Below are 21,735 nucleotides of genomic sequence, written 5' to 3' on the forward strand. Positions count from 1 at the left end.
CTCGCCAGAGGTAGGCGGGTACCTTGATCTGGGAGTTGTCGCCGGCGCTGTCGAGGCAGTATCCGGTGGCGACGTTCTTGATCTGGCCGTTCTGGACGATCCACCTCAGGTTCGGTGAGGGGTTGGAGCAGTCTCGCCAGAGGTAGGCGGGTACCTTGATCTGGGAGTTGTCGCCGGCGCTGTCGAGGCAGTATCCGGTGGCGACGTTCTTGATCTGGCCGTTCTGGATGACCCACCTCAGGTTCGGTGAGGGGTTGGAGCAGTCCCCCCACAGGAACGCGCGGACCTTCACCTGAGACCTGTCGCCGCCGCTGTCCAGGCAGTACCCGGTGGCCGTCCTTCCAGCGGGAGCGTCCGAGTGTCTGTCCGGGCCTGTCGCCACGGCGGCCATCGCCGTGTTCGCGACAGCCCCGACGGCCAGACCGAGCAGAGTCACCGATGCCACCCGGACCGCGTGACGGACATTGATCATCGTGTTCGTCTTCCTTCCGTTCCAGCGGGGAACCGCTCAGCCCCCCAACATGATCACTTTGGCTGCTGAACGCCCCACGGCCCCGCAGCGATGGGCAGCAGCGGATTAAAGATCACGGCAAGGTCTGACCGGACCGCTCCGGTTCCCGTCGCGGCCCAGGAGGTGCTGCGGCCGGCGCGTTGGAGCCGCCGCGGCCCTGCGGCCCATCGGCCCTGCGGCCCGGGACTTCCGGCCCTGCTCGGCGCCGCGGCGGGCGGGGTCGGATGGGGAGAGGAGGTGGCCGTCATGTCTGGTGTGATCGTGGCGGGGGTCGATGGTTCGGCGCCGGCGCTCGCGGGCGTGGAATGGGCGGCCGACGACGCCTTCCGCATGCGCGTGTCGCTGCGCGTCGTCTGCGCGGTGGACCTCTGGCCGTACCCGGTCCCGGAGCTGTCCGTCCCCGACTGGGAGGATGCGCTGTTCAAGGGCGCGCACAAGGTCCTGGCCGAGGCCGAGGCCACGGCGCGGGCGCGTCAGCCGACCGTCGAGGTGAGCACCGAGCTCCTCGCGGGGCCTGCCGCGGCCGCTCTGCGTGAGCAGGCGGACGCCGCGGCCGAGATCGTGATCGGCAGCAGGGGCCTCGGCGGCTTCACCGGGTCCGTACTGGGCTCGATCAGCACGAACGTCGCCGGCCACGCACCCGGCCCGGTGGTCGTCGTCCGGTCGCGGGCCACCGTGGTGCACGGCGAGATCGTCGTCGGCGTCGACGGCTCTCCCGGCTGCGAGCCCGCCCTGGGCTACGCCTTCGAGCAGGCCGCGCTGCGCGGCAGCAGACTTCGAGCGCTGAACACGTGGCAGCTGCCGTACGCGTTCACCCCGCACTTCCCGTACACCGTCGACATCGACGAGATGCGCTGGGCCCAGCGCCGCGTCGCCGAGAGCCAACTCAGCCCGTGGCAGGACAAGTATCCGCAGGTCACGCTGCTGAAGGACGTCCAGCGTGGGCACCCGGTCGAGGCGCTGACCCTCGCCGGCGACAGGGCGGACCTCCTGGTCGTGGGCTCGCACGGGAGAAGCGCGGCAGGGGCGCTCGCGCTGGGCTCGGTGAGCCGGGGCGTCCTGCACCACGCGCGCTGCACGGTCGCGGTGGTCCGGGCCTGAGAGGTGGTCCGGGCCTGAGAGCTGTCTGTGGCTGCCGCGTCAGCTGGTCGCGTCCGCGCTGCGCCGTAGGGCCGCCTGTCCCAGGATCCGGTGCAGGTCGGCGCCGGTCACCATGCCGACCAGCCGTCCACTGTCGACGACGACGGCGATCAGCTGTGCCCGCGTGGGTTGCTGGAGCAGGAGGATGGCGTCGTCGTCCGGCGCGAGGGTCGGCACGGGCCGCTGCTTGGCCGCGAGCGTGCCCACCTGGGTGGTGCTCCGGAGATCCGGACGAACCGACGCCAGGGTGTCCAGCGAGACGTAACCTGCCGGGTCGCCGGAGAACGCCACCACCGGGAAGACCGTCTGGCGGGAGTTCAGCACGACCTTCTGCGCCAGCTGCTCGACGTCCATCCAGGCCGGAGCCACGTCCGGCGACGGTGTCATCACCTCGCGCACGAGCAGGCCGCGCAGCCCGGCGCGGGTGGTCTTGACGGTGAGTTCCTGGCGTGCGCTCACGGCGATGTACCAGCCCAGGAGCGCGAGCCACACGCCGCCCAGCCAGCTCCACAGCAGGGTGCCGAACAGCCCCAGCGAGATGAGCGTCGTGCCGAGCAGGTATCCCGCCTGTGACGCCGTCCGATCCGCTCGGGCGGCGTCCCCGAACCACCCCCACAGCACCGCGTGCAGCACGCGCCCGCCGTCCAGAGGGGCGCCGGGAAGCAGGTTGAACACGCCGAGCAGGAGGTTCATGGTGAACAGCCAGGCGGCGGCCGACGCCGCCAGGGTCGGCTTGGGCAGCACGGCATAGGCGAGGAAGGCCACCGCGGCGATGCCCAGGCTGGCCAGCGGGCCCGCCGCGGCCGTCGCCAGCTCGGTCCGGGGGCTCTTGGCCTCTTCGCCCAGCTCGGTGTATCCGCCGAGAATCCACAGCGTGATCGAGCCGACGGTGAGCCCACGCCACCGGGCCACCAGCGCGTGGGCCACCTCGTGGGTCAGCAGCGACGCCATGAACAGCAGGCCCGTGGCCACGGCCACCAGCCAGTACTGCCGTTGGCTGTGTCCGGGCACGGCCTGCGGCAGCACGGTTTCGCCCAGCAGGACGACGATGAGCACCGCGATGCCGAGCGCCGACCAGTGCGCGCGCACCGGGACTCCGGCCACCCTTCCCAGCGGAAGAGTCTGCTTCACCTGGCCATCATCCAGCGGCGGCAGCCCATCTCGGCAGGGTCGAACCGCCCTCATCGGCAGGACTTTGGTCTATCCGGACCTGGAAGCGGGGTTTTCGCGAGGTGGGCGGGACGGTGCACGCGATGTCCTCGGCGTGGTCGGCGACGATGTCGCGCGCCCGGCAGGCCGCCGGCGTGTGAGCCGTGGGGTCCATGGTGCGTTCCCCTCAGGACCTCGGGTCTTGCGGGTGCTTCATGCCCGGATGATCGCGAGTCTACTGTTCCGGTGGCGCGCGGGCGTCCGGGCTTTCCGCGGTCATACGGACCCCCGCGGCCGACCTCGACGGTCAAGGCGTGCCACGAAAAGACCAAGTGAACGCCAACGGCCGCGGGCAAGGTGGTTGACGTCGACCACGGGGGTGATCATGAGCGAGTTCATGCGGGTGTTCCCGCTGGTGCTTCTCGTGGTCGTCTTCGGGGCCTCGTCCCTTGCGAAGATCTCCCGGGCGGAGGCGTTCCGGAGCTTCGTCGCCTCCGTCCGCTCGCTGCGGATCGTTCCGGCCCGCTGGGCCTCGGCCACGGCCGGCGTCGTGGTCGCCGTGGAGATCGTCACTGTCGGGCTGCTGCTGACACCGCCGTGGTATCCGGCCGGACTCGCCCTGGCGGCGACGGTGCTGGCCGTGTTCGCCGTCGTCGCCGTGGTGACGCGGCGGCGGGGGCTCGCGGTCCCCTGCAACTGCTTCGGCCCCGGGAGAGGCGGGAGACGGGGCGCCGCCGCCCAGGGGCGCCCGCTCGGGGTCCCGCACGCCGTTCGCAACGCGCTCCTGGCAGGGGTGGCCCTCGGTGGCCTGCTCGGGGCGGAGGTCGGCGGGGGGTGGGCGGGAACGGCCTGGGTGGGGGCGGGACTCGCCGGTACGGCAGCCCTGGTCTGCGCCGCCGTCGTGCTGCGGTTCGAGGACATCGTCGCGCTGTTCGGCCAGGCGCCCAGCGTGCCGCGCTCCGTGGAGCCCGTTCGGGGGAGACGGTCCGAATCGTCCAGGCGGCCGAGCCCGGGGACAGCGCGCTGAGCAATCGAGAAGAAGCGGCTGGTGCGGAGGCCGCGGTAGGAGATTCATGCAGTTCGTCGTGGTGGCCCTGGTTCTGGTGGCCTGCGTGTCGGTGCTCAACCTGGTGCTCAATCTCGCCGTGATCCGCCGGCTCCGCGTGCACGAGGAGTTGATCGGGAGCGACCGTCCGGCCGCCGAGCCGGTCATGTTGCCGGTGGGCGAGGCTCCGGCGGACTTCGTGGCAACGGACGTCGACGGAGAGAAGCTGTCCCGCGGCGACCTGCGCGCGGGACTGGTGGGGTTCTTCTCCACGACCTGCCCCGCGTGCGCCCAACGGCTGCCGAGGTTCACAGACCTCGCCGCGAAGCACGACAACGTGGTCGCCGTCGTGGTCGGAGAGCCCGGCGAGACCACGGAGATGATCACCACGCTGCGGCCCGTCGCCCGGGTCTTCACCGAGCGCCACGGGGAGAGCATGACCACGGCGTTCGCCGTGCACGGCTACCCGGCCACCTGCCGGATCGACGACGAGGGCACGGTGCTGGCGCTCGACGTGGAGCTCGGGTGAGCCAGGCCGGGGAGCTGCCGCCGCGCACCCTTGCGGCACACGCGGGACGGGCCGCCGTCCTGGCCTGGCGGGCCGCGCCGGGGATGGTCGTCCTCCAGGCCGCAGGAGCGGTGGTGGCCGGGACCGCCCCGGTGGCCACCGCCTGGTTCACCAAACTGGCCTTCGACCGCCTGGCCGCGTCCGGCGGCGGCCAGGGCACCGGACTGCTCGCCATCGCCCTGGGGCTGGCGGCCACGACCCTCGTCACCGCAGCGCTGCCGCAGGCCGTCCAGTACGCCCAGGACGAGCTGCTGCGCGCGATCACCCTGCGCTCGCAGGCCGCCCTGTACGACGCGCTCAACCGTCTCCCCGGCCTGGCCAGGTTCGAGGACCCGGACTTCCGGGACCGGCTGCAGCTGGCCGAGCAGTCCGGACGGCAGGCGCCGGCGCAGATGGTCACCTCAGCCCTCGGTTCCGCGCGCGCCCTGTTCACCATGGTGGGCTTCGTGGGCTCGCTGATCGCCATCGCGCCATGGATGGCCGGGATCCTCGCGCTCGCGGCCGCTCCCGCCGTCTGGGCGGAGCTGACGATCAGCAGGACCCGCGCCCGGCTCGCCCGCCACACGATCCAGGCGATCCGCCGGGAGTCGTTCTACGCCGAGCTGCTCAGCGGGCTTCGGGCCGCCCAGGAGGTGCGGCTGTTCGGCTTAGGCCGGTTCCTGCGCGGGCGGATGCTCGGCGAGCTGACCGCGGTGCACGACGCCACCCGTCGGCTGGACCAGCGGGAGTTGCGGGTGCAGGGCGCGCCGACCCTGCTCGGCGCGATCGTGGTGGCGGCCGGCCTGGTCTGGGCCATTCACGCGGCCGGCCAGGGGAAGCTGGGCATCGGGGACATCGCGGTGTTCGTCGCGGCCGTCGCCGGCTGCCAGTCGGCGCTGACGGAGCTGGTGCGGACCATGGCGCTCGGACACCAGTCGCTGCTGCTCTACGACCACTACCGCGCGGTCATCACCAGCCCGCCCGACCTCGTCGTGCCCGAGCACGCTCAGGCCGTCCCGGCGCTGCGCACCGGGATCGAGCTGCGGGACGTCTGGTTCAGGTACGGGCCGGACAAGCCGTGGGTCCTGCGCGGTGTCGACCTCACCATCCCCGCCGGGCGGACCGTCGCGCTCGTCGGTCTCAACGGCGCGGGCAAGAGCACCCTGGTCAAGCTGCTGTGCCGGTTCTACGACCCCTCCTCCGGGTCGCTGTCCTGGGACGGCGCGGACTACCGCGAGCTGCGGGTCGACGGGCTGCGCCGGCGCATCGCGACGGTGTTCCAGGACTTCATGCACTACGAGCTCACCGTGCGGGAGAACATCGCACTCGGCGACCTGCCGGCCATGGAGGACCCGTCACGGCTGACCGGGGCTGCCAGGGCCGTCCGCCTGCACGACACGATCACCTCACTGCCCAAGGGCTACGACACCCTGCTCACCAGGACGTTCCTCGACCAGCGCGACGGCGACGACCCGGAGACCGGGGTCCTGCTCTCCGGCGGGCAATGGCAGCGGATCGCCATCGCCAGGGCGCTGCTGCGGAACCAGTGCGACCTCATGATCCTCGACGAGCCCAGCTCCGGGCTCGACGCCGAGGCCGAGCACGAGATCCACCAACGGCTGAGGGAGCTGCGCGAAGGGCGTACGTCGGTCCTGATCTCACACCGGCTGTCCGCCGTGCGCGAGGCCGACCTCATCGTCGTCCTGTCGCACGGCCGCGTCGTGGAACGGGGCTCCCACGACACCCTCATGGCCGCCGGCGGCCACTACGCCCGGCTCTTCCGGATCCAGGCGGGCGGCTACACGGATGCGCTGCCCGGCTCCCCGTCCACCATGGAGGCTTCGACGTGAGAGGGCTCGTGCTCGGTGCGCTCGCCGGAACCGCCGCGTGCGTCGCCGTCGCGGTTTGGCAGGCCCGGCGCCACCTCATGCTCGTCACCGTCAGGGGCGACAGCATGCGGCCCGCCTACCGCGACGGCCAGAGGCTGCTCGCGGTGCGCCGCCCCGCCGTCGGCGTCCGCGCGGGCCGCGTCGTGGTGACCGAGAGCCCTGACAGGGAGACGCTCACCTGGCCCGAGCGCGCGGACGGGCGGGCCGCGGCCACTTTGCTGATCAAACGGGTGGCCGCCACGGCGGGCGATCACGTCCCGCGGGGGTCGGTGGCCGGGCTCGCCGCCGGCCAGCGCGGCCGGGTGCCTGCCGGACAGGTGGTGCTGCTCGGCGACAACGCCACCGTGAGCTTCGACTCCCGGCAGGCCGGTTACTTTCCCGCGGATCGCGTCGTCGCCGTCGTGGTCGGACGGCTGTCCGGCGGGACGGCCCGCGACCAGCCGACGGCTCACCGAACTCCCGGAGACAGGTCCGGGACACCGAGGAAGGAAGGAGACCGCAGATGGTCAAGTTGATGGAGTCGCTGGGCGATCGCCTCCTGGCGCGGCTGGTGCCCAGGGTGACCGCCGAGGCGGGCCCGTACTGCCCGCCTGTCTCGCAGTGCCGTCAGTGCGGCTACGACGGGTCGTTCGTCAAGTTCCGGTGGTACCAGCTGTACTCGAACTGCAACGAGTACTTCGGGCCATGCGTCGTCCAGGGACCGAACTGCCCGGTGAAGTAGCGGCACCCGGCGGTGTCCCTCACCGGCCGCTCAGCCGGTGGGGGACACCAGGCGTCACGGCTGGGAATGGCGGACGGGAAGGGTTTCGAGGCCGCGGAACAGGTTGGTCGGGCCGCTCCCTCGCCACCGCAGGTCGTCGGGGGCGACGGAGAGTGCCAGGCCGGGCTGGCGGCGCAGGAGCGTGCCGATCGCGATCTCCCGGTCACGGTGATCGGCGACCCGCTCCGGCTGCACCAGGTGCTCGCCAACCTGCTGAGCAACGCCCGCGTCCACACCCCGGACGGCACCACGGTCACCGTGACCGTCCAGCGGCTGCCGGCCGAGGTGGAGGTCAGCGTCAAGGACGACGGTCCGGGCATCCCGGCCGGCCTCTCGGAGGCGATCTTCGAGCGGTTCTCCCGCGCGGACCCGGGCCGCTCGCGCGCCACCGGCGGGGCCGGGCTCGGCCTGGCGATCGCCCGGGCGGTGATGGCCGCCCACGGCGGCTCGGTGGACGTGCGAAGCCGCCCCGGTCGGACCGAGTTCCGGCTGCTCCTGCCCGTCCGGTGACGGCACGCGCGCTCAGCTCAGCGGACGACCACGGGCGGTGCCGGCGCCATGGCGTCAGGCCCGCAGCGTGCGCATGGCGCCGCCCCAGGCGAGGACCTCGCCGAGCACGGTGCTCAGCTTGTCCTCGTGCGTCATCACCAAGCCACACGAAATACCCATCAAACCGATGTGAGATCGCCATATGTCCAGCGGCTGCCACGATCTCCCTGGTCACCGCGTGCATGATGACGGAGTGAGAAGGATCATCACGGTGGCCGTCGCCTGCCTGGCGGGTGTGGGCTTGCTCAGTACCCCGGCGTCGGCCGCGGACGACGAGGGAATCATCTTCCGTTTCAAGGATCGGCGGATAACCGAGTCCAGTGGGCTGGCCGTCTCGCTGCTCCACGAGGGCATTGTCTACACCCACAACGACAGTGGCGACGGTGCGGTGTGCTACGCCGTGGGCCTTGACGGGCGGACCCGCGCCACCTACACGCTGAGGGGAGTGCGCGCCCAGGACTGGGAAGCCATGGCGGCCTCCAAGGACCCCGTGACCGGACAGAGCGCACTCTGGTTCGCCGACATCGGAGACAGCCTTGACCGCACGAGGCAGGACGTGTCGATCTACAAGGTCGCCGAGCCCAGGGCGTTGCGTGATGCGACCGTGTCGGCGACCCGCTACCGGTTCAGCTACGAGGACGGCCCCCGGGACGCCGAAGGAATCATGGTCCATCCTCGGACCGGCCGTCTCTACGTGGTCAGCAAGGAGTTCTCGGGCGCGCTCTACATCGCGCCGAAACGGTTGCGCACGGACAGGGTGAACGTGCTGCGAAAGGTCGGCGGGGCGCCGCCCATGGCCACGGACGCCGCCTTCGCTCCCGACGGGTCGAGCTTCGTGATCCGGACCTACGCCTACGCCTCACTGTTCCGCGCGCCCGACGATCTGATCGTCAAGATCTTGATGCCCGGGCTCCACCAGGCCGAGTCCATCGCCTACACCCTGGACGGGGAGGCCCTGCTCGCAGGAAGCGAGGGCGTCAACAGCCCGGTGTGGCGGGTCCCGATGCCGTCCGAGGTCGTGCAGGACAGACGCTCACCCCGTCTTCGGTGATGCAGGCGGACGCCCCGTCGCCGGCTGTCAGCTCCGTGAGCGCGGCTGGAGCGTCCTGTCGATGATGTAGACGGTGGCGTTCTTGGTGACGATGTTGCCGCAGAGCACCTTGGCGCGGCCGGAGATCACGATGTGGTCGCCGCTGCCCTTGGCGGTGATGGTGCCGCCCTGCAGGGTCTTGAGCGGTCCGCTGGTCAGCTCTGTCGGCGTCTTCTTGCCGATGATGACGTGGTATTCGAGGACCCGCGTCAGTTGCGTCTTGTCCTTCAGCAGCTTGGCCAGTTGGCGGCTGCCGGAGGGGAACGCCTGGTTGGCGGGAGCCAGGAACGTGATGTCCTTCGCGGTGTTCAGCCGATTGGTCAGCCCCGCCGCGTTGATGGCCTTGCTGAGCGTGGCGAGCTGTGAAGTGTTGGCCACCGCTGTGGCCAGACGATGGTCGGCCATGTAGGCGATGCTGCCCTTGCCGGAGGCAGGCAGCGACGAACACGCCGGACCGACGGGTTTGGCTCCGTGACGGCTCGTGCCCGCGGTGGGCGACTTCGACGGAGCGCGCATGCTCGTGTGGACGCCGGGCGTCGGCGTGGAAAGGGCGGATGCGGGAACAGCGCAGAGGGCGCTTACCGCTACGACGCTCGTACCGAAGGCAAGGAGACTCTTCTTCACGGCGTCCTCCCATCGTCGATGAAGGCAGGTATGGCGATTCGGCCTGATTGGTGTGCACCCCTTTTTCGACTTCTCGAGACCGTGCCCAGCCAAGCAGCGCCATATCGGGAAATATGCGAAGAAAACGGCAATATGGCGCACCCTTGGTCGTGGCTCTTCCCTCGTCCCGTGGGGGCCTGACCGAGGAAGGGGCCCGCCATGGGTGATTCCAGACGCAGGTTCGACCCCCTTGGCGGGGCGCGGTGCGCATCCTCAAGGAGACGGGCGCGCCGATTCCAGACATTCGAGCATGCGCGCGGGCGCGGCAAGCGGACGAGTGCGGGAATGTGCGCGGGCGCGGCGAAGCGAAGATCGCGAGATGTCTCGCGAGTACTAGGCTGATGACATGGCCGAGATCGCCGTCCCCGACGGCTCCTGGACGTTCGACGGGGAAATCCTGCGCATCGTGCCGGGAAGCGGCAAGGACGTGCACGAGCTGCGCAAGGTGCTCGGCGAGGTGGTGGTGCCGTTGAAAGCCGTCGCGGGCGTCGCGTACGAGCCCGCACGCAAGGGCGGCCACCTGCGCTTACGCCTGCGCACGGGGGCCGACCCGCTGACCGACGCGGTGGCGGGGGCGCTGTCGCCGCCTGCCGACCCGTACCGGCTGGCCGTGCCGAAGGACCGCACGGGCGGCGCCGAGTATTTCGCCGACGAGGTCCGTGACACCCTCCTCGTCCACCAGCCGCCGAGCGGCCCGTCTGAGGGCTACCTGCTGCCCGGCCCCGCCGTTCCCGTCTCCGCCACCGCCGGCGACGGCACGGTGCTGTTCGACGGCCAGCGGGTGCGCCTGGAGTGGACGGGGTTCGCCGCGTCGGAGAAGGCGAGGTCGGGGGCGCAGGAGTTCGCGCTGGCGGACATCACGGGCGTCGAGTGGACACCGCAGTCGGGCATGGGCTACGGCAGCCTCCGCTTCCGCGTCAAGGGCGAGGGCCCGCCCAGGTCCGCGCGGGAGGACCCGCACTGCGTGGCGTGGAGCATCCAGCGCTTCGGCGGCACGACCGCCCTGGTGGCCGCCGCGGTGGTGGCTCGCCTGCCGCGCGACGTCCCCGAGTTGCCGGCCCCGTCGCCTCCGTCCGACGACGTGCACGACGCTGTTCTGCGCCGGCTGGCCGAGCTGGGCGAGTTGCACCGCTCGGGGGTGCTGACGGACGAGGAGTTCAGCGCCGCCAAACAGGCGATGATCCGCCGCCTTCAGGCGCCCTGAGACTCGGCTCCACACCCGTGGGCGGCGCCGCCCACGGGTGTGGAGCCGGGGTGGCCTCAGGTCACCGCCCCCGAGCCCTCGCGCGGCCTGGACGTCCGCCGCCTGGCGGGCTCCGGCGGCGGTTGCTTGCTGCGGCGCTCCAGCTCGATCGCCACCGGCCCGGCCACGAACGTCGAGGACGCGGTGCCCGTCACGATGCCGATGATCAGCGCGACGGCGAAGTCCCGCAGCGAGTCGCCGCCGAAGGCGGCCAGCGCGGCCAGGATGAACAGCGCCCCGAGCCCGGTGTTGACGGTCCGCGGCACGGTCTGCAGGATCGCGGCGTTGACGATCCCCGGGAAGGGCGCGTTCCGTCGCTGCGCCCACAGCTCCCTGACCCGGTCGAACACCACCACCTTGTCGTTGACCGAGTAGCCGATGACCGTGAGCATCGCGGCCAGGAAGACGCCGTCGATCGGCCTGCCCAGCCAGGCGAACACGCCGACGACGACGCCCGCGTCCACCAGCAGCGCCAGCACGGCGGCGGCGCCGAACGTCCACCTGAACCTGATCGCCAGGTAGATCAGTTGCGCGGCCATCGCCACGGCGAGCGCGATGAGCGCGTTGCGGCGCAACTCCTCGCCCAGGCTGGGGCCGATCAGCTCGTCGCGCTCCTTGGTGACCTCGCCGAACCGCCCGTCGAGCGCCTGCTCGATGCCGGCGACGTCCTGCGCCGTGATCTGGCCGGTGCGGACGGACACCCGCTCCCCGGACGTCTGCACGACCGCCGAGGGATGCCCGGCGTCGGCCACGACCTGCCGGGCGGCGTCGGCGTCCACCGGTGCCGAGGCGGCGAACTCGACGATCCGCCCGCCGGTGAACTCGACGCCGAAGTTCAGCCCGCGCACCGACAGCCCGGCCACGGAGACGGCCAGCAGCGCGGCGGCGACGCCGAGCCAGACCCGGCCGCGGGACATCACGTCCGGGTCGCGCCTGGTCAGCCAGGTTCGGATCCGTCCGACGCCGCCGAGACCCGACACGCGCGGCCCCACCCGCCGGATGACCAGGTGGGTCAGCACGCGGGTGATCAGCATCGCGGAGACCAGCGAGGCCAGCACGCCGATGGCGAGCGTCACGCCGAAGCCGCGCACCGGCCCCGACGCCAGCCAGAACAGCAGTCCCGCCGCCAGCAACGTGGTGATGTTGGAGTCGGCGATGGCGCTCCAGGCGCTCCTGAACCCGCGGTCCAGCGCCCGGCGCAGACCCCTGCGCGGCGTCTGGCCGTACTCCTCCCTGGCCCGCTCGAACACCAGCACGTTGGCGTCCACGGCCATGCCGATGGCCAGCACGAACCCGGCCAGACCCGGCAGGGTGAGCGTGGCGCCGAGCGCGACGAGCGCCGCATAGGAGATCAGCCCGTACGCCGCCAGCGCCACCGCGGCGAGCAGGCCGACCAGCCGGTAGACCAGGACGATGAACAGCGCGGTCAGCAGCACGCCCGCGACCCCCGCCTTGGCGCTGGCCTCGATGGCCTCGGCGCCGAGCGTGGGCCCGACCGTGCGCTGCTCGATCAGCTCCATGGGGACGGGCAGCGCGCCGCCCTTGATCAGCACGGCCAGGTTCCGCGCTTCCTCCGAGGTGAACGAGCCGGTGATCTGCGTGGATCCGCCCGGGATGCCGGTCCGGCAGGGCACGGACGCGTCCACCTGAGGAGAGGAGATGATCTCGTTGTCGAGGACGATCGCGACCCGGCGCCTGGGGTCGCCGACGGCTTCGCAGGCGGCGGTTCCCGTGAGCCGCTGCCACGCCTCGGCCTCGCGGAACCCGACCGTGACGAACCAGCCCGCCCCCAGCTGGGCGTCGGTGCGTCCGGCCGCGTCGGTGACGCCGTCGCCGGTGATGGCGGCCGGGCCGAGCGCGAGCGGCTGCCCGGACTCGTCCTTGACGGCCCGTTCGTCACCCGGTTCGGCGCGGCCGAGCACCGGATGGAAGGTGAGCTGCGCGGTCTTGCCGATGACCTCGGCGGCCTGGCGCGGGTCCAGCACGCCGGGCAGCTCCACGATGATCCGCCTCTCTCCGGATCGGACCAGGGTCGGTTCGGACACGCCCAGCGCGTCCGCCCGTAGACGCAGGACGTCCAGGGCACGGTCGGTGGCCTCGGAGTCGGCCTTGACGGTGGGGGAGTCGCGGGTCTCGAAGACGAGCTGGGTGCCGCCGCGCAGGTCCAGGCCGAGACGCGGCGAGATGGTGAAAGCGAGCAGTAGTGCGGTGGCGATGACGGCGCACGCGACCACCGCGCGCCACACGGGCGCACGTGACATGAAAGCCTCCACGGGCTGTCAGGTGAAAGGGGACGTCAGCGCGTCGTGGAGGGTGGTGCTCTGGCCGGGGCGACGCCGCGGCCCGGCTGCGGGGTGAGGAGGGGACCGGCCTGCGCGCCGGCCGCCGGGCGCGGGTAGCCGCCCGACCCGTCGTCGGTGTCGAGGACGGCGAGCCCGCCGGCCAGGCCCTGCCCGCCGACCCGGACCTGGGCCCGTTCGGCGGGCGCCGACCCGGCCAGCCAGTGCGGCCCGGAGGCGTGCTCCGCCGCGCCGATCGACGCGTGGCCGGAGCCCGGCCGCGTGTCGGCGGCGGACGCGACCCGATCAGGGAGCCCGTGAACGGCGAGAGCCGCCTCGACGTGCCCGCCCAGCAGGGCGAACGTCGACAGCAGGAGGAGCAGCGCGGCAGCGGCCCTGGACCGCACCATCTCTCACCTCCCGCCGTGACGCACACCGTACCCCAGGAACAACGCACATGCCTTTCCGCGCAGGCTGGGCTATGGTCGGCTCTATGGACACCAGGTCGTGGCGAGCACCACGCGGGTCCACTGCGTTCTTCACCGTGGTGGGCCTCGTTCTGCTGTCCGTCCTGATGGTGGGCTCCAGCGCGGCCAGGTACGGCAGCCTGTCCGCCGGCGGGCCTGCCGACCTCGTCTCCGACATGTGGGCGCCCGGGTCCTGGATGGACCAGCCGTCCAGCATGCCGTCGAGCTTCGCCGGCGCGCGGGAGCACCTGCTGACGGCGTGGCCGCCGATCCGGCGGGCGCTTCAGCCGGAGGCGGCCCATCTGCGGCTGCCGTCCGCTCCGGGGGCGGGCTCGGAGTCCGTCCTCAGCCCGCAGCAGCTCGTCCATCGCACCACGGGCTCCCGTAGCCCTCCGGCGCTGGTCTGATCGTTCCTTTCGCACGCACCTGCCCGCGTACGCGGCCGTAGGGCCCTTCGCCCTGCCCGTCCGCCGCAGGTCTCCTGCCGCTGCCCAGCACCGGCGTTCACCACACCCGTGCGGTGTGGTCCTCTTCGCCTAGCAAGGAGCCGATGTCGCCATGGCGACCATCAGATCAGTCAACATGCTCATCCAGGACTACGAGCGCCATCTGTCGCAGTTGGACGAACTGCGCGACCTCCTCCAGCAACGCCTGACCGCCGCCAGGGCCGGGCTCGCCTCCCCGGCGGACGCGTTGACGTTGCTGGACTCCGGGTGCGGCCTGGCCGGCAAGCGCACCCGGGCTCGGACGCGGCGGCGCATCGCCGAGCTCGAAGTGGCGATCGAGCGGATGGATCGCGGGCTCTACGGCGTCTGCCGCCGCTGCGGCTGCTTCATCGCCCTGGACCACCTGCGACGCGCCCCACACCGCCAAGAGTGCGACGCCTGCCGGGCCGGGCACCGTCCAACGGCGGCGGCATGACGCACCACCAGCCGTCCTACGCGGCCCTCGACCTGGGGACGGCCCGAACCCGTTCCCTGGTCTCGGGCAGCGTCACCATCGCCGAGCGGGCCTCGTCCGTCCCCGCCCGTCCGCGCCAACCCGGCCGGCAGGAACCGGAGCAGGGCTCCGAGGTGGTGTGGCCGATTCTGCACGGGATGGTGGCCAACATGGCGGCCTGTCACCGCCTGGCACACACCGTCCTGCGGGACGCGATGCTCTACGGGTCCTGGCCGTTGGAGCGGGTGCTGGTGGGCGTCCCGGTGGCGGCGACGCGGATCGACCGCCTCGCCGTCAAGGCGTCCGTCAGCCAGGCGGCCCGGTGCCCGGTCGTCCTGGTGGAGGAGCCGCTGGCTGCGGCCGTCGGCTGCGGCCTGGACATCACGGGCTCACGCCCCCGGCTCCTCCTGGACGTCGGCGCCGGCATCATCGAGGCCGTCGCCCTCGGCGACTCCGCGATCACCGACGCGGGCGCCATCCAGATCACCGCGTCACCGCGTCCCACGCTGCCCGCGTACGCGCTGGACAGCGTGACGGACATGGTCGCCGACCTGCTGCGCCGCCTTCCGGCGCAGCAGCGTCCCGCGGCCCGGGCCAACGGCCTGCTCCTCACGGGCGGCGGCGCCCGCGACCCGAGGCTGGCCCGTCACCTGTGCGCCAAGCTGCGCGTCTCCGTCACCCCGGCGCTCGAACCAGCGCACGCGACGATCCGCGGGCTGGCCCGGCTGTGCCTGCTTCCGGCCCTGGCCGAGCAGATCGCCACGCCGGCCGCCGCCCACTGACCTCCGAAAGGACCTGAACCATGACCACCAACCACCGCCCCACGCTGAGCAGCGTCCAGATCCAGACCCTGCGTCAGGAACTGCAGGAGCACCTGCAGTGGCGGATCACCCAGCGCGACAACCTCAAGGCCTCGGCCGACGGCACCAACGGCGCCGACCACGCCTGGCAGGACATCCTCGCCTCGCTGACCGCGGCCGACCGCGCCATCGCCGAAACCCAGCACTGCCTGGACAGACTCGACGAAGGCAGCTACGGGCAGTGCGCCGAGTGCGAGGTCGACATCCCCTTCGAGCGCCTGAAGATCCGTCCTCTGGCCCGCTACTGCATCACCTGCCAGCGCAGCCACGAAGCCGCCTGACCCGCCCAGGCCCCCGCCTCACCACCGGGGGCCACTCCGGCCGCTGCCTAGCATGCTCGATCATGGAGTACGAGCCGAGTCACGAGACGCTTGCCGCCATCGCCGCCCGCCACGGGACCACCGCCGAGAAGGTGCGGCGCATCCTCCCGGGCGGCGCCAACCAGGTCTTCTCCCTCGGGGACGATCTGGTGCTGCGGATTCCGCGGACGAAGCGGCTTCTCCGCGACCTGGTCAAGGAGACCGCCGTCATCAGCCGCCTGGGCGGATCTGGTCTGATGTCCCGTACCTCTCGTCAGAGTCGCGCCTGGCGGGCACTTCCGCCTGTGTAGACGGTGCGTCGCGGCGCAGGACCACGGCCGCGATGAGCGCTCCGGCTGTGGCGCACCCCGCGGCGGTGACCATCGTGAGGGTCTGGGCGTGGGTGAATGCGTGGAGAGCGCTCGTGACGAGGTTCGTGTCACGAGGATGTGCACCGGCGTGTGCCAGGGTGGCTGCCAGGGAACCGCGCGCGTGCTGGGGGAGTCCGCCGGGCAGTTCGGCGCGGTACGCGGTGGACAGCAGGCCACCCAGGACGGCCACGCCCAGGGCGATGCCGAGTTGTTGGTGCGTGTCGTTGAGCGCCGACCCCATCCCCGCCCGGTCGGTGGGCACCGCCGCCAGCACCACGCTGGTGGTGGCGGGAGCGGCGAACCCGGTTCCCGCTCCGGCAAGGAGCAGGCCGGCGGCCACCACGAGATAGGGGCTGGCGGGGCTCAGGGCGGCGAGGACGAGAAAGCCGGCGGCGGTGATGCCGAAGCCGAGCACGATGCACAGGCGCGGGCCGATGCGCGCGGGCGCACGGCCCCCGCCGATGGACCCCAGCACGGTGCCCGCGGCCACGGGCGTGACAGCCAGCCCGGCCTGCCAGGGGTCGTACACCATGACGAGTTGCAGGTGCTGGGCCAGCACGAACAGGACACTGCCCGTTCCCACCGTGAGCAGGGCGGCCGCGATGCTCCCTCCGGCGAAACGCCGCTCGCGGTACAGGGAGAAGTCCACGACGGGGACTGCCGCGTGCCGCTGACGCCAGGCGAAGACGGCCAGTGCGGCGATCGCGGTGAGGGCGCCGCCGATGACGAGCGGCGTGGTGAAGCCGCGTTCACCGGCGGCGACCGCGGCAGTGGTCAGCGCGACCATGCCCAGGGTGACCAGGACGGCGCCGAACGGATCGACGGCCCGGGCATGGGGGGCACGCGATTCGGGGACCCAGCGGATGATCGCGGCCACGGCGACGGCGACCAACGGCACGTTGACCACGAACACCCCCGCCCAGCTCCACACCGACACCAGGAATCCGCCCAGCGCCGGGCCGACGGCCATGGCCACCGAGGCGACCGCACCCCACACCGCGAACGCCTTGGGCCGCTCGCGAGGCGGAAAGCTCCGGACGAGCACCGCCAGCGTGGCCGGCATGACTAGCGCCGCCCCCACCCCCATGAGGGCGCGCATCGCCACCAGCCACCACACCGACCATGCGGCCGCGGCGGCCCCCGAGGCCACGCCGAGAACCGTCAGCCCGGCCAGCAGGACGCGGCGATGGCCGTGACGGTCGCTGACCGCTCCCGCGGCGATCAGCAGCCCGGCGAACACGACCACGTAGGCGTCGATGACCGCCTGCTGCTGGGCGTTGGACGCGTCGAAGGCTGCCCCGATCGAGGGCAACGCCACGTTGACCACGGTGTTGTCCACCACGATCAACAGCAGCGCCGTGCTGACGGCGGCCAGGATCTTCCATCGTCGCGGGTGTCCCTGCTCAGGGTCGATCACGCCGTCTCCTTTCTCCTACATCGTATGGTTACTCCTACACTGTAGGGGAAGTCGGGCGCTGTAGGGTCAGCGGCTAGGCTCGGGGCATGAGCTCAAAGCGCGCCCAGCCGACCCCGTCCAGCCCAGGAGCGGTGTGGCTGCGCGAGCCGCGGCAGGCCGCGCGAACGCCGGCGCTGACCCTCGATCGCATCACCGCAGCCGCGGTGCGGGTCCTGGACGAGTCCGGCGAGGCGGGTCTCAGCATGCGCAAACTCGCCGAGACCCTCGGCGTGCACGCGACCAGCCTGTACTGGCACGTCGCCACCCGCGACGACCTGCTCGACCTGGCCCTGGACGCGATCTTCGCCGAGGTCGACCTCCCCCCGGCAGGCCGGAACTCCTGGCAGGCCGACATCGCTGCGTACATGACCGGCCTGCGCGAGGCGCTGCTCCGCCACCCCTGGGCCGCCGCCCTGGCCGGCAGCCGCCCGCTGATGGGCCCCAAGGCGCTGGACCACGCGGAATCCGTCCATGCTGCCCTGGTCAGCGCGGGTTTCAGCGGGACGGGCCTGTCCGCCGCAGCGGCGGCGATCTCCAACTACGTCATCGGCTCCACCGCCACCGAGACGGCCTGGCGCCACCAGGATCAGAGCGCCGCCCGCCGCGTCCTCGCCGACCACATCCAGAGCGCCGCCGATCGCTACCCGACGCTCGCCGCCCACCCTCCCACTCCGCACAGCGACTGGACCGCTCACTTCCGCCGCGGCATGGACGTCCTCATCGCCGGCCTCGCCGCATCCACCAAGAACGCCTGACCGCCACTCCCGAACCGGCCCCCGGCACGAACGGCGGACAGGCGTTCACGGTGCCATCTCGAGGACCGCACGCATTCACTCGCACGCCCGGACTTCGTCATCCGGCCATGTCATCGTCGCTCCGCCTCCCCAGCATCCGGGGAGAGACGGAAGGAACCACACGTGAGAACCAGTCCCGGTGCCATGCTGCCCCGGTTCGCGGCCGCCGTACTGGCAACCGCCGCGATCGCCGCGTCCGCGCTGTTAACGCCCCCCACCGCGCCGGCGAGCGCCCAGTCGGCGGAGCGCACCGACCCCGCGAACCCGCGTTTCAGCATCGCCGTCCTGCCTGACACCCAGTACTTCTTCGACGGAGACCCCGGCGACACCGCGCCCCTCGACGCCGCGGTCCGCTGGATCGACCGTAACCGCGAGGAAGAGAACATCGTCTTCACCACCCAGCTCGGGGACATCACCGAGAACGGCGCGAAGGAAGAGTTCGCCGAGGCCGACAAGGTGTTCCGGCCGCTGGACCTCAAGCGCATCCCGTACAGCGTCCTGGCCGGCAACCACGACATCAGGTCGAGCACGAGCGACGACCGCGGCCCGAGCCCCTACCTGGACACCTTCGGCCCGCAGCGATTCCGCAAGTCCCCGGCGTTCGGCGGCGCGTCCCCTGACGGCTACAACACCTTCCACACCTTCACCGCGGGCGGCCGCGAGTGGCTGGTGCTGGCGTTGGACTGGAAGCCGTCGGACGCCACGCTGACCTGGGCGCAGAACGTCATCGACCAGCACCCGAAGATGGCCGTCATCCTCACCACGCACGACTTCGTCTCGACGGAGGACAAGCCCGGGCAGGCCGTGCTGTCGGGCAACGGGCAGAACATCTGGAACAAGCTGGTCGCGAAGAAGGACCAGATCTTCCTGACGCTGAACGGCCACTACTGGCCGGCCGGCCGTACGACGCTGAAGAACGCCGCCGGTCACGACGTGTACGCGCACATCACCAACTACCAGGACCGCTACTACGGCGGCAGCGGCATGATCCGGCTCTACCGGTTCGACCTGGCACGCGACACGATCGACGTCGAGACGTTCTCGCCCTGGATCATGGACAAGCCCGCGCGCGACCGCAACCCGCTGGAGCAGCGCGAGATCGAACTGACGGACCCGGCCAACCGCTTCTCGGTGCCGATCGACTTCACCGAGCGGTTCGCGGGCTTCGCGCCTGAGACTCAGCCGGCGCCGCGCCCGGCCGAGGCGATGGTCATTCCCGGCACCGTCGCCTACTGGCGGTTCGACGAGCGGCGCCCGGACGGCACCCCGGTGCCCGAGAGCACCGCGGTGCGGGACCTGTCGGGGCGGGGCAACGACCTCACCCGGGTGACCCTTCCCGGCAGCGGCGCGGACGCGCTGACCTTCTCCGGCGAGCACCACCCGGCCCAGCCCGGCCACGGCAGCCTGCTCTTCAACGGCTCGAAGAACCCGGCCCGCGGCGCGTACCTGCGGACGTCCGACAGCGCGCCGCTCAACAAGGAGACGTTCGAGCGCGGCTACACCATCGAGGCGTTCATGAAGCTGCCCGCCGACTGGGACGCGTCCCACGCGTGGATGGGGCTGCTCAGCCGCATGGGAGCCGGCGCGGACGCCGGTCGTACCGGCAGCGACCCGCTCGAACCGGTCGGCACGCTCAACATCAGCGACGGGCACGGCGCCCAGTGGGCGGTCTTCCCCCAGCGCAGGAACGACATCTCCACCAACTGGAGCCACGAACTGCCGACGGACACCTGGGTTCACGTGGCGGTGGTCAACGACGGGCGCCAGACCGTCATGTACATCGACGGAGCGAAGGTGCTGCGCAACCCGTCCACGCCGGCGGTCGGCATCGCAACGGCGGGCAAGCCGTGGCTGGTCGGCGCGACGACGTATGACCGGGTCGTCGAGCAGGCCTTCTACGGCAGGATCGGCGACATCCGGATCGTGGACCGCCCCCTGCGCACCGAGCAGTTCATGACCGCCGTGCCGCGCGGCAACTGATCGGAGCACGGCCTGCCGGACTCCGGGGCGAGAGCGGCCTCGCCCCGGAGAAACGGGCCAGAAGGGTTCACGTGCGTCGCGACGGCTGAACGGCCCCTCACGGCACCGAGCCGACGTCGAGCTAAGCCCTTCAGCGGGCCGCTGAGATACTTCAGCGCATGAGTACGAGCACGAGTGCGGACGGGATGGCGCAGGAGATCGCGACCACGTGGGAGCTGCGTCCCGCTGGGCAGGGAGACGTCGAGGTGATCGCGGAGTTGCGGGCGACGGTGATGCGTCCGGACCTGCAGCGGCTGGGCAGATTCGACGAACACCGGGTCCGGCAGCGTCTGCGGGATTCGTTCTCCTCCGAGCACACGTCGCTCATCGTGGCCGATGGCGAACAAGCGGGCTGCGTGACGTTGCGGCCGGCCGCGGACGGATGGTGGCTGGAGCACTTCTACCTCGCCCCGGAGCACCAGGGCCGCGGTCTGGGTTCGGCCGTCCTGCGGGCTCTGCTGGAGCGAACGGACGCCGAAGGCGTGCCTGTCCGCCTGAACGTCCTGCGGGGGAGCGCCGCGCAGCGGCTGTACGAACGCCACGGGTTCACCGTGGAGAACCAGGACCCGATCGACGTCTTCATGGTCCGGCAGCCGGCCGCGAGCACGCCGGGAACCTGAATCAGTGCGGAACGTCTTGGGTGGCCGTGGCGTGATCTCCGTGCGGAAGTCCTCGATGACGCGTGCGGCGCCCGAGAGGTGACAGGCTGGTCCGTGCGGCCCCCTACCATACGCGCATGACCACGCACGGATTCACGCTCACCGCCGAAGGCCCGTTCGACTTCGGCGCCTCGCTGCGCTTCGTCGAGGACTGGCCGGCCACCAGCGCGCTGCCGTCCGACGGGCGGGCGCTGCGGTTCGCGTACTGCGCGGAGTCCGACTGGCTGCCGATCGGCGTGAGCGTGACGGCCGCGCCGGGCGGGGTCGCCGTCGCCACGACGCGGGCCGCGGGGCCGGGAATCCGGGGCGAGGTGGCGCGGATCCTCTCCCTCGACGTCGACGGCGCCGGCTTCGCCAAGCTCGGCGAGGCCGACCCGGTGCTCGGCGACCTGCAGCGGCGCAGCCCCGGCCTGCGGCCGGTGTGCTTCTGGAGCCCGTGGGAGGCGGCGTGCTGGGCCGTGATCGTCCAGCGCTCGTCGATGCTCATCGCCTCCCGGATCAAGCAGCGCATCGCGGAGCGGTACGGCGCGAAGGTCACCGTGGACGGCCGGTCGTACCCGGCCTTCCCGCCCCCCGTCACGTTGCTGGAGGCCGGCGGGCTCGGCCTGCCCGCGCAGAAGGAGGAGTGGCTGCACGGGCTGGCCCGCGCGGCGCTCGACGGCGTGCTCACCACCGAGCACCTGCGCGCGCTCGCCCCGGAGGAGGCCCTGGCCGAGCTGCGCGCCCTCCCGGGGGTGGGTCCGTTCTCCGCGGGACTGATCCTGATCCGCGGCGCGGGCGCGCCGGACGCGTTCCCGGGCGACGAGCCGCGCCTGTTCGCCATCCTGCGCGACGCGTACGGCCTGCCGGAGGACGCGTCGCCGGCCGCGTACCGGAAGCTGGCCGAGGCGTGGCGGCCCTACCGCTCCTGGGCCTCCTTCCTGTTCCGGGCCTCCACCTACGGCGTCATGGACGACTGAGCGCCTTTCGTCGTCGGAGGGTGAAAGGCGCCGGTCAGCAGGGCGGA

General features: G+C 71.8%; 23 protein-coding genes. 17 read left to right on the forward strand and 6 right to left on the reverse strand.

The window, feature by feature from the left end; translation table 11 throughout:
* The coding region (locus ABT294_RS17645) for an RICIN domain-containing protein (RefSeq protein WP_350806802.1) at nucleotides 1-436 on the reverse strand (436 nt) is incomplete at its 3' end.
* Between the two features lie 321 nt (nucleotides 437-757).
* Between ABT294_RS17645 and ABT294_RS17650 the strand changes: the two genes are divergently transcribed.
* Nucleotides 758-1,612 (forward strand): universal stress protein, encoded by an 855-nt coding sequence (locus tag ABT294_RS17650; RefSeq protein ID WP_350806804.1) that lies wholly within the window; start codon nucleotides 758-760, stop codon nucleotides 1,610-1,612.
* Nucleotides 1,613-1,651: 39 nt separating this feature from the next.
* Here ABT294_RS17650 and ABT294_RS17655 read toward each other — a convergent pair whose 3' ends face one another.
* The gene (locus ABT294_RS17655; protein WP_350806805.1) at nucleotides 1,652-2,782 is read right to left on the reverse strand and encodes a site-2 protease family protein; all 1,131 of its coding nucleotides are present in this window, start codon (nucleotides 2,780-2,782) and stop codon (nucleotides 1,652-1,654) included.
* Between the two features lie 403 nt (nucleotides 2,783-3,185).
* Between ABT294_RS17655 and ABT294_RS17660 the strand changes: the two genes are divergently transcribed.
* The 7 genes from ABT294_RS17660 (at nucleotide 3,186) to ABT294_RS17690 (ending at nucleotide 8,641) form a co-directional block, all read left to right on the forward strand.
* Complete coding sequence (locus ABT294_RS17660; RefSeq protein ID WP_350806807.1) at nucleotides 3,186-3,827, forward strand: MauE/DoxX family redox-associated membrane protein; 642 nt, start codon at nucleotides 3,186-3,188, stop codon at nucleotides 3,825-3,827.
* 46 nt (nucleotides 3,828-3,873) lie between these two features.
* Nucleotides 3,874-4,374 carry a TlpA family protein disulfide reductase gene (locus tag ABT294_RS17665; RefSeq protein WP_350806809.1) on the forward strand — a complete coding sequence of 167 codons (501 nt, stop codon included), beginning with the start codon at nucleotides 3,874-3,876 and terminating at the stop codon, nucleotides 4,372-4,374.
* The gene (locus ABT294_RS17670) at nucleotides 4,371-6,242 is read left to right on the forward strand and encodes an ABC transporter ATP-binding protein (protein ID WP_350806811.1); all 1,872 of its coding nucleotides are present in this window, start codon (nucleotides 4,371-4,373) and stop codon (nucleotides 6,240-6,242) included. The genes ABT294_RS17665 and ABT294_RS17670 overlap by 4 nt, the downstream gene beginning before the upstream one ends.
* Nucleotides 6,239-6,796, forward strand: a complete 558-nt coding sequence (locus ABT294_RS17675) for a S26 family signal peptidase (RefSeq protein WP_350806813.1) — start codon at nucleotides 6,239-6,241, stop codon at nucleotides 6,794-6,796. Before ABT294_RS17670 ends, ABT294_RS17675 begins: the two co-directional genes overlap by 4 nt.
* Nucleotides 6,784-7,002 carry a hypothetical protein gene (locus ABT294_RS17680; protein ID WP_350806815.1) on the forward strand — a complete coding sequence of 73 codons (219 nt, stop codon included), beginning with the start codon at nucleotides 6,784-6,786 and terminating at the stop codon, nucleotides 7,000-7,002. Before ABT294_RS17675 ends, ABT294_RS17680 begins: the two co-directional genes overlap by 13 nt.
* Before the next feature lie 66 nt (nucleotides 7,003-7,068).
* Nucleotides 7,069-7,551, forward strand: coding sequence for a sensor histidine kinase (locus ABT294_RS17685; protein ID WP_350806818.1), 483 nt, complete (start codon nucleotides 7,069-7,071; stop codon nucleotides 7,549-7,551).
* 232 nt (nucleotides 7,552-7,783) lie between these two features.
* Nucleotides 7,784-8,641 (forward strand): hypothetical protein, encoded by an 858-nt coding sequence (locus ABT294_RS17690; RefSeq protein WP_350806821.1) that lies wholly within the window; start codon nucleotides 7,784-7,786, stop codon nucleotides 8,639-8,641.
* Between the two features lie 27 nt (nucleotides 8,642-8,668).
* Here ABT294_RS17690 and ABT294_RS17695 read toward each other — a convergent pair whose 3' ends face one another.
* Nucleotides 8,669-9,085: a fasciclin domain-containing protein gene (locus ABT294_RS17695; protein ID WP_350806822.1), complete on the reverse strand. Its 417-nt coding sequence runs from the start codon at nucleotides 9,083-9,085 to the stop codon at nucleotides 8,669-8,671.
* Between the two features lie 604 nt (nucleotides 9,086-9,689).
* Between ABT294_RS17695 and ABT294_RS17700 the strand changes: the two genes are divergently transcribed.
* The gene (locus tag ABT294_RS17700; protein WP_350806824.1) at nucleotides 9,690-10,547 is read left to right on the forward strand and encodes a DUF4429 domain-containing protein; all 858 of its coding nucleotides are present in this window, start codon (nucleotides 9,690-9,692) and stop codon (nucleotides 10,545-10,547) included.
* A gap of 56 nt (nucleotides 10,548-10,603) precedes the next feature.
* On the opposite strand, the gene secD is transcribed toward ABT294_RS17700, so the two are convergent.
* Both secD and ABT294_RS17710 read right to left on the reverse strand, forming a co-directional pair.
* Entirely contained in the window at nucleotides 10,604-12,847 is a 2,244-nt protein-coding gene (secD, locus tag ABT294_RS17705; RefSeq protein ID WP_350806827.1) for a protein translocase subunit SecD, read from the reverse strand.
* A 35-nt stretch (nucleotides 12,848-12,882) separates the two neighbouring features.
* Nucleotides 12,883-13,275: a hypothetical protein gene (locus tag ABT294_RS17710; RefSeq protein ID WP_350806829.1), complete on the reverse strand. Its 393-nt coding sequence runs from the start codon at nucleotides 13,273-13,275 to the stop codon at nucleotides 12,883-12,885.
* 83 nt (nucleotides 13,276-13,358) lie between these two features.
* Here ABT294_RS17710 and ABT294_RS17715 point away from each other — a divergent pair, with 83 nt between their 5' ends.
* The 4 genes from ABT294_RS17715 to ABT294_RS17730 all read left to right on the forward strand — a co-directional run bounded on the left by ABT294_RS17715 (nucleotide 13,359) and on the right by ABT294_RS17730 (nucleotide 15,412).
* Nucleotides 13,359-13,739: a hypothetical protein gene (locus ABT294_RS17715; RefSeq protein WP_350806830.1), complete on the forward strand. Its 381-nt coding sequence runs from the start codon at nucleotides 13,359-13,361 to the stop codon at nucleotides 13,737-13,739.
* Nucleotides 13,740-13,890: 151 nt separating this feature from the next.
* The gene (locus tag ABT294_RS17720) at nucleotides 13,891-14,253 is read left to right on the forward strand and encodes a hypothetical protein (protein ID WP_350806831.1); all 363 of its coding nucleotides are present in this window, start codon (nucleotides 13,891-13,893) and stop codon (nucleotides 14,251-14,253) included.
* Complete coding sequence (locus tag ABT294_RS17725) at nucleotides 14,250-15,053, forward strand: rod shape-determining protein (protein ID WP_350806833.1); 804 nt, start codon at nucleotides 14,250-14,252, stop codon at nucleotides 15,051-15,053. The genes ABT294_RS17720 and ABT294_RS17725 overlap by 4 nt, the downstream gene beginning before the upstream one ends.
* Before the next feature lie 20 nt (nucleotides 15,054-15,073).
* Entirely contained in the window at nucleotides 15,074-15,412 is a 339-nt protein-coding gene (locus ABT294_RS17730) for a TraR/DksA family transcriptional regulator (RefSeq protein ID WP_350806834.1), read from the forward strand.
* Between the two features lie 249 nt (nucleotides 15,413-15,661).
* On the opposite strand, the gene ABT294_RS17735 is transcribed toward ABT294_RS17730, so the two are convergent.
* Nucleotides 15,662-17,218 carry an MFS transporter gene (locus ABT294_RS17735; RefSeq protein WP_350806835.1) on the reverse strand — a complete coding sequence of 519 codons (1,557 nt, stop codon included), beginning with the start codon at nucleotides 17,216-17,218 and terminating at the stop codon, nucleotides 15,662-15,664.
* Between the two features lie 86 nt (nucleotides 17,219-17,304).
* Between ABT294_RS17735 and ABT294_RS17740 the strand changes: the two genes are divergently transcribed.
* The 4 genes from ABT294_RS17740 to ABT294_RS17755 all read left to right on the forward strand — a co-directional run bounded on the left by ABT294_RS17740 (nucleotide 17,305) and on the right by ABT294_RS17755 (nucleotide 21,688).
* On the forward strand, nucleotides 17,305-18,012 hold the full coding sequence (locus ABT294_RS17740) for a TetR/AcrR family transcriptional regulator (RefSeq protein ID WP_350806836.1): 708 nt from the start codon (nucleotides 17,305-17,307) through the stop codon (nucleotides 18,010-18,012).
* A 162-nt stretch (nucleotides 18,013-18,174) separates the two neighbouring features.
* On the forward strand, nucleotides 18,175-20,031 hold the full coding sequence (locus tag ABT294_RS17745) for a LamG-like jellyroll fold domain-containing protein (RefSeq protein ID WP_350806837.1): 1,857 nt from the start codon (nucleotides 18,175-18,177) through the stop codon (nucleotides 20,029-20,031).
* 158 nt (nucleotides 20,032-20,189) lie between these two features.
* Nucleotides 20,190-20,690: a GNAT family N-acetyltransferase gene (locus ABT294_RS17750; RefSeq protein WP_350806838.1), complete on the forward strand. Its 501-nt coding sequence runs from the start codon at nucleotides 20,190-20,192 to the stop codon at nucleotides 20,688-20,690.
* A gap of 116 nt (nucleotides 20,691-20,806) precedes the next feature.
* Complete coding sequence (locus ABT294_RS17755) at nucleotides 20,807-21,688, forward strand: DNA-3-methyladenine glycosylase family protein (RefSeq protein ID WP_350806839.1); 882 nt, start codon at nucleotides 20,807-20,809, stop codon at nucleotides 21,686-21,688.
* Nucleotides 21,689-21,735 lie beyond the last annotated feature (47 nt).

Origin of the sequence: Nonomuraea sp. NPDC000554 (genome assembly GCF_040300065.1) — a bacterium.
In the GTDB taxonomy this organism is placed as follows: Bacteria; Actinomycetota; Actinomycetes; order Streptosporangiales; family Streptosporangiaceae; genus Nonomuraea.

What these genes read in the sequence shown, in the direction of transcription:
- ABT294_RS17650 (WP_350806804.1), top strand. Translation starts at nt 758, where the DNA reads ATGTCTGGTGTGATCGTGGCGGGGGTCGATGGTTCGGCGCCGGCGCTC.
- ABT294_RS17660 (WP_350806807.1), top strand. Translation starts at nt 3,186, where the DNA reads ATGAGCGAGTTCATGCGGGTGTTCCCGCTGGTGCTTCTCGTGGTCGTC.
- ABT294_RS17665 (WP_350806809.1), top strand. Translation starts at nt 3,874, where the DNA reads ATGCAGTTCGTCGTGGTGGCCCTGGTTCTGGTGGCCTGCGTGTCGGTG.
- ABT294_RS17680 (WP_350806815.1), top strand. Translation starts at nt 6,784, where the DNA reads ATGGTCAAGTTGATGGAGTCGCTGGGCGATCGCCTCCTGGCGCGGCTG.
- ABT294_RS17685 (WP_350806818.1), top strand. Translation starts at nt 7,069, where the DNA reads ATGGCGGACGGGAAGGGTTTCGAGGCCGCGGAACAGGTTGGTCGGGCC.
- ABT294_RS17695 (WP_350806822.1), bottom strand. Translation starts at nt 9,085, where the DNA reads ATGGCCGACCATCGTCTGGCCACAGCGGTGGCCAACACTTCACAGCTC.
- ABT294_RS17700 (WP_350806824.1), top strand. Translation starts at nt 9,690, where the DNA reads ATGGCCGAGATCGCCGTCCCCGACGGCTCCTGGACGTTCGACGGGGAA.
- secD (WP_350806827.1), bottom strand. Translation starts at nt 12,847, where the DNA reads ATGTCACGTGCGCCCGTGTGGCGCGCGGTGGTCGCGTGCGCCGTCATC.
- ABT294_RS17710 (WP_350806829.1), bottom strand. Translation starts at nt 13,275, where the DNA reads ATGGTGCGGTCCAGGGCCGCTGCCGCGCTGCTCCTCCTGCTGTCGACG.
- ABT294_RS17715 (WP_350806830.1), top strand. Translation starts at nt 13,359, where the DNA reads ATGGACACCAGGTCGTGGCGAGCACCACGCGGGTCCACTGCGTTCTTC.
- ABT294_RS17720 (WP_350806831.1), top strand. Translation starts at nt 13,891, where the DNA reads ATGGCGACCATCAGATCAGTCAACATGCTCATCCAGGACTACGAGCGC.
- ABT294_RS17725 (WP_350806833.1), top strand. Translation starts at nt 14,250, where the DNA reads ATGACGCACCACCAGCCGTCCTACGCGGCCCTCGACCTGGGGACGGCC.
- ABT294_RS17730 (WP_350806834.1), top strand. Translation starts at nt 15,074, where the DNA reads ATGACCACCAACCACCGCCCCACGCTGAGCAGCGTCCAGATCCAGACC.
- ABT294_RS17740 (WP_350806836.1), top strand. Translation starts at nt 17,305, where the DNA reads ATGAGCTCAAAGCGCGCCCAGCCGACCCCGTCCAGCCCAGGAGCGGTG.
- ABT294_RS17750 (WP_350806838.1), top strand. Translation starts at nt 20,190, where the DNA reads ATGAGTACGAGCACGAGTGCGGACGGGATGGCGCAGGAGATCGCGACC.
- ABT294_RS17755 (WP_350806839.1), top strand. Translation starts at nt 20,807, where the DNA reads ATGACCACGCACGGATTCACGCTCACCGCCGAAGGCCCGTTCGACTTC.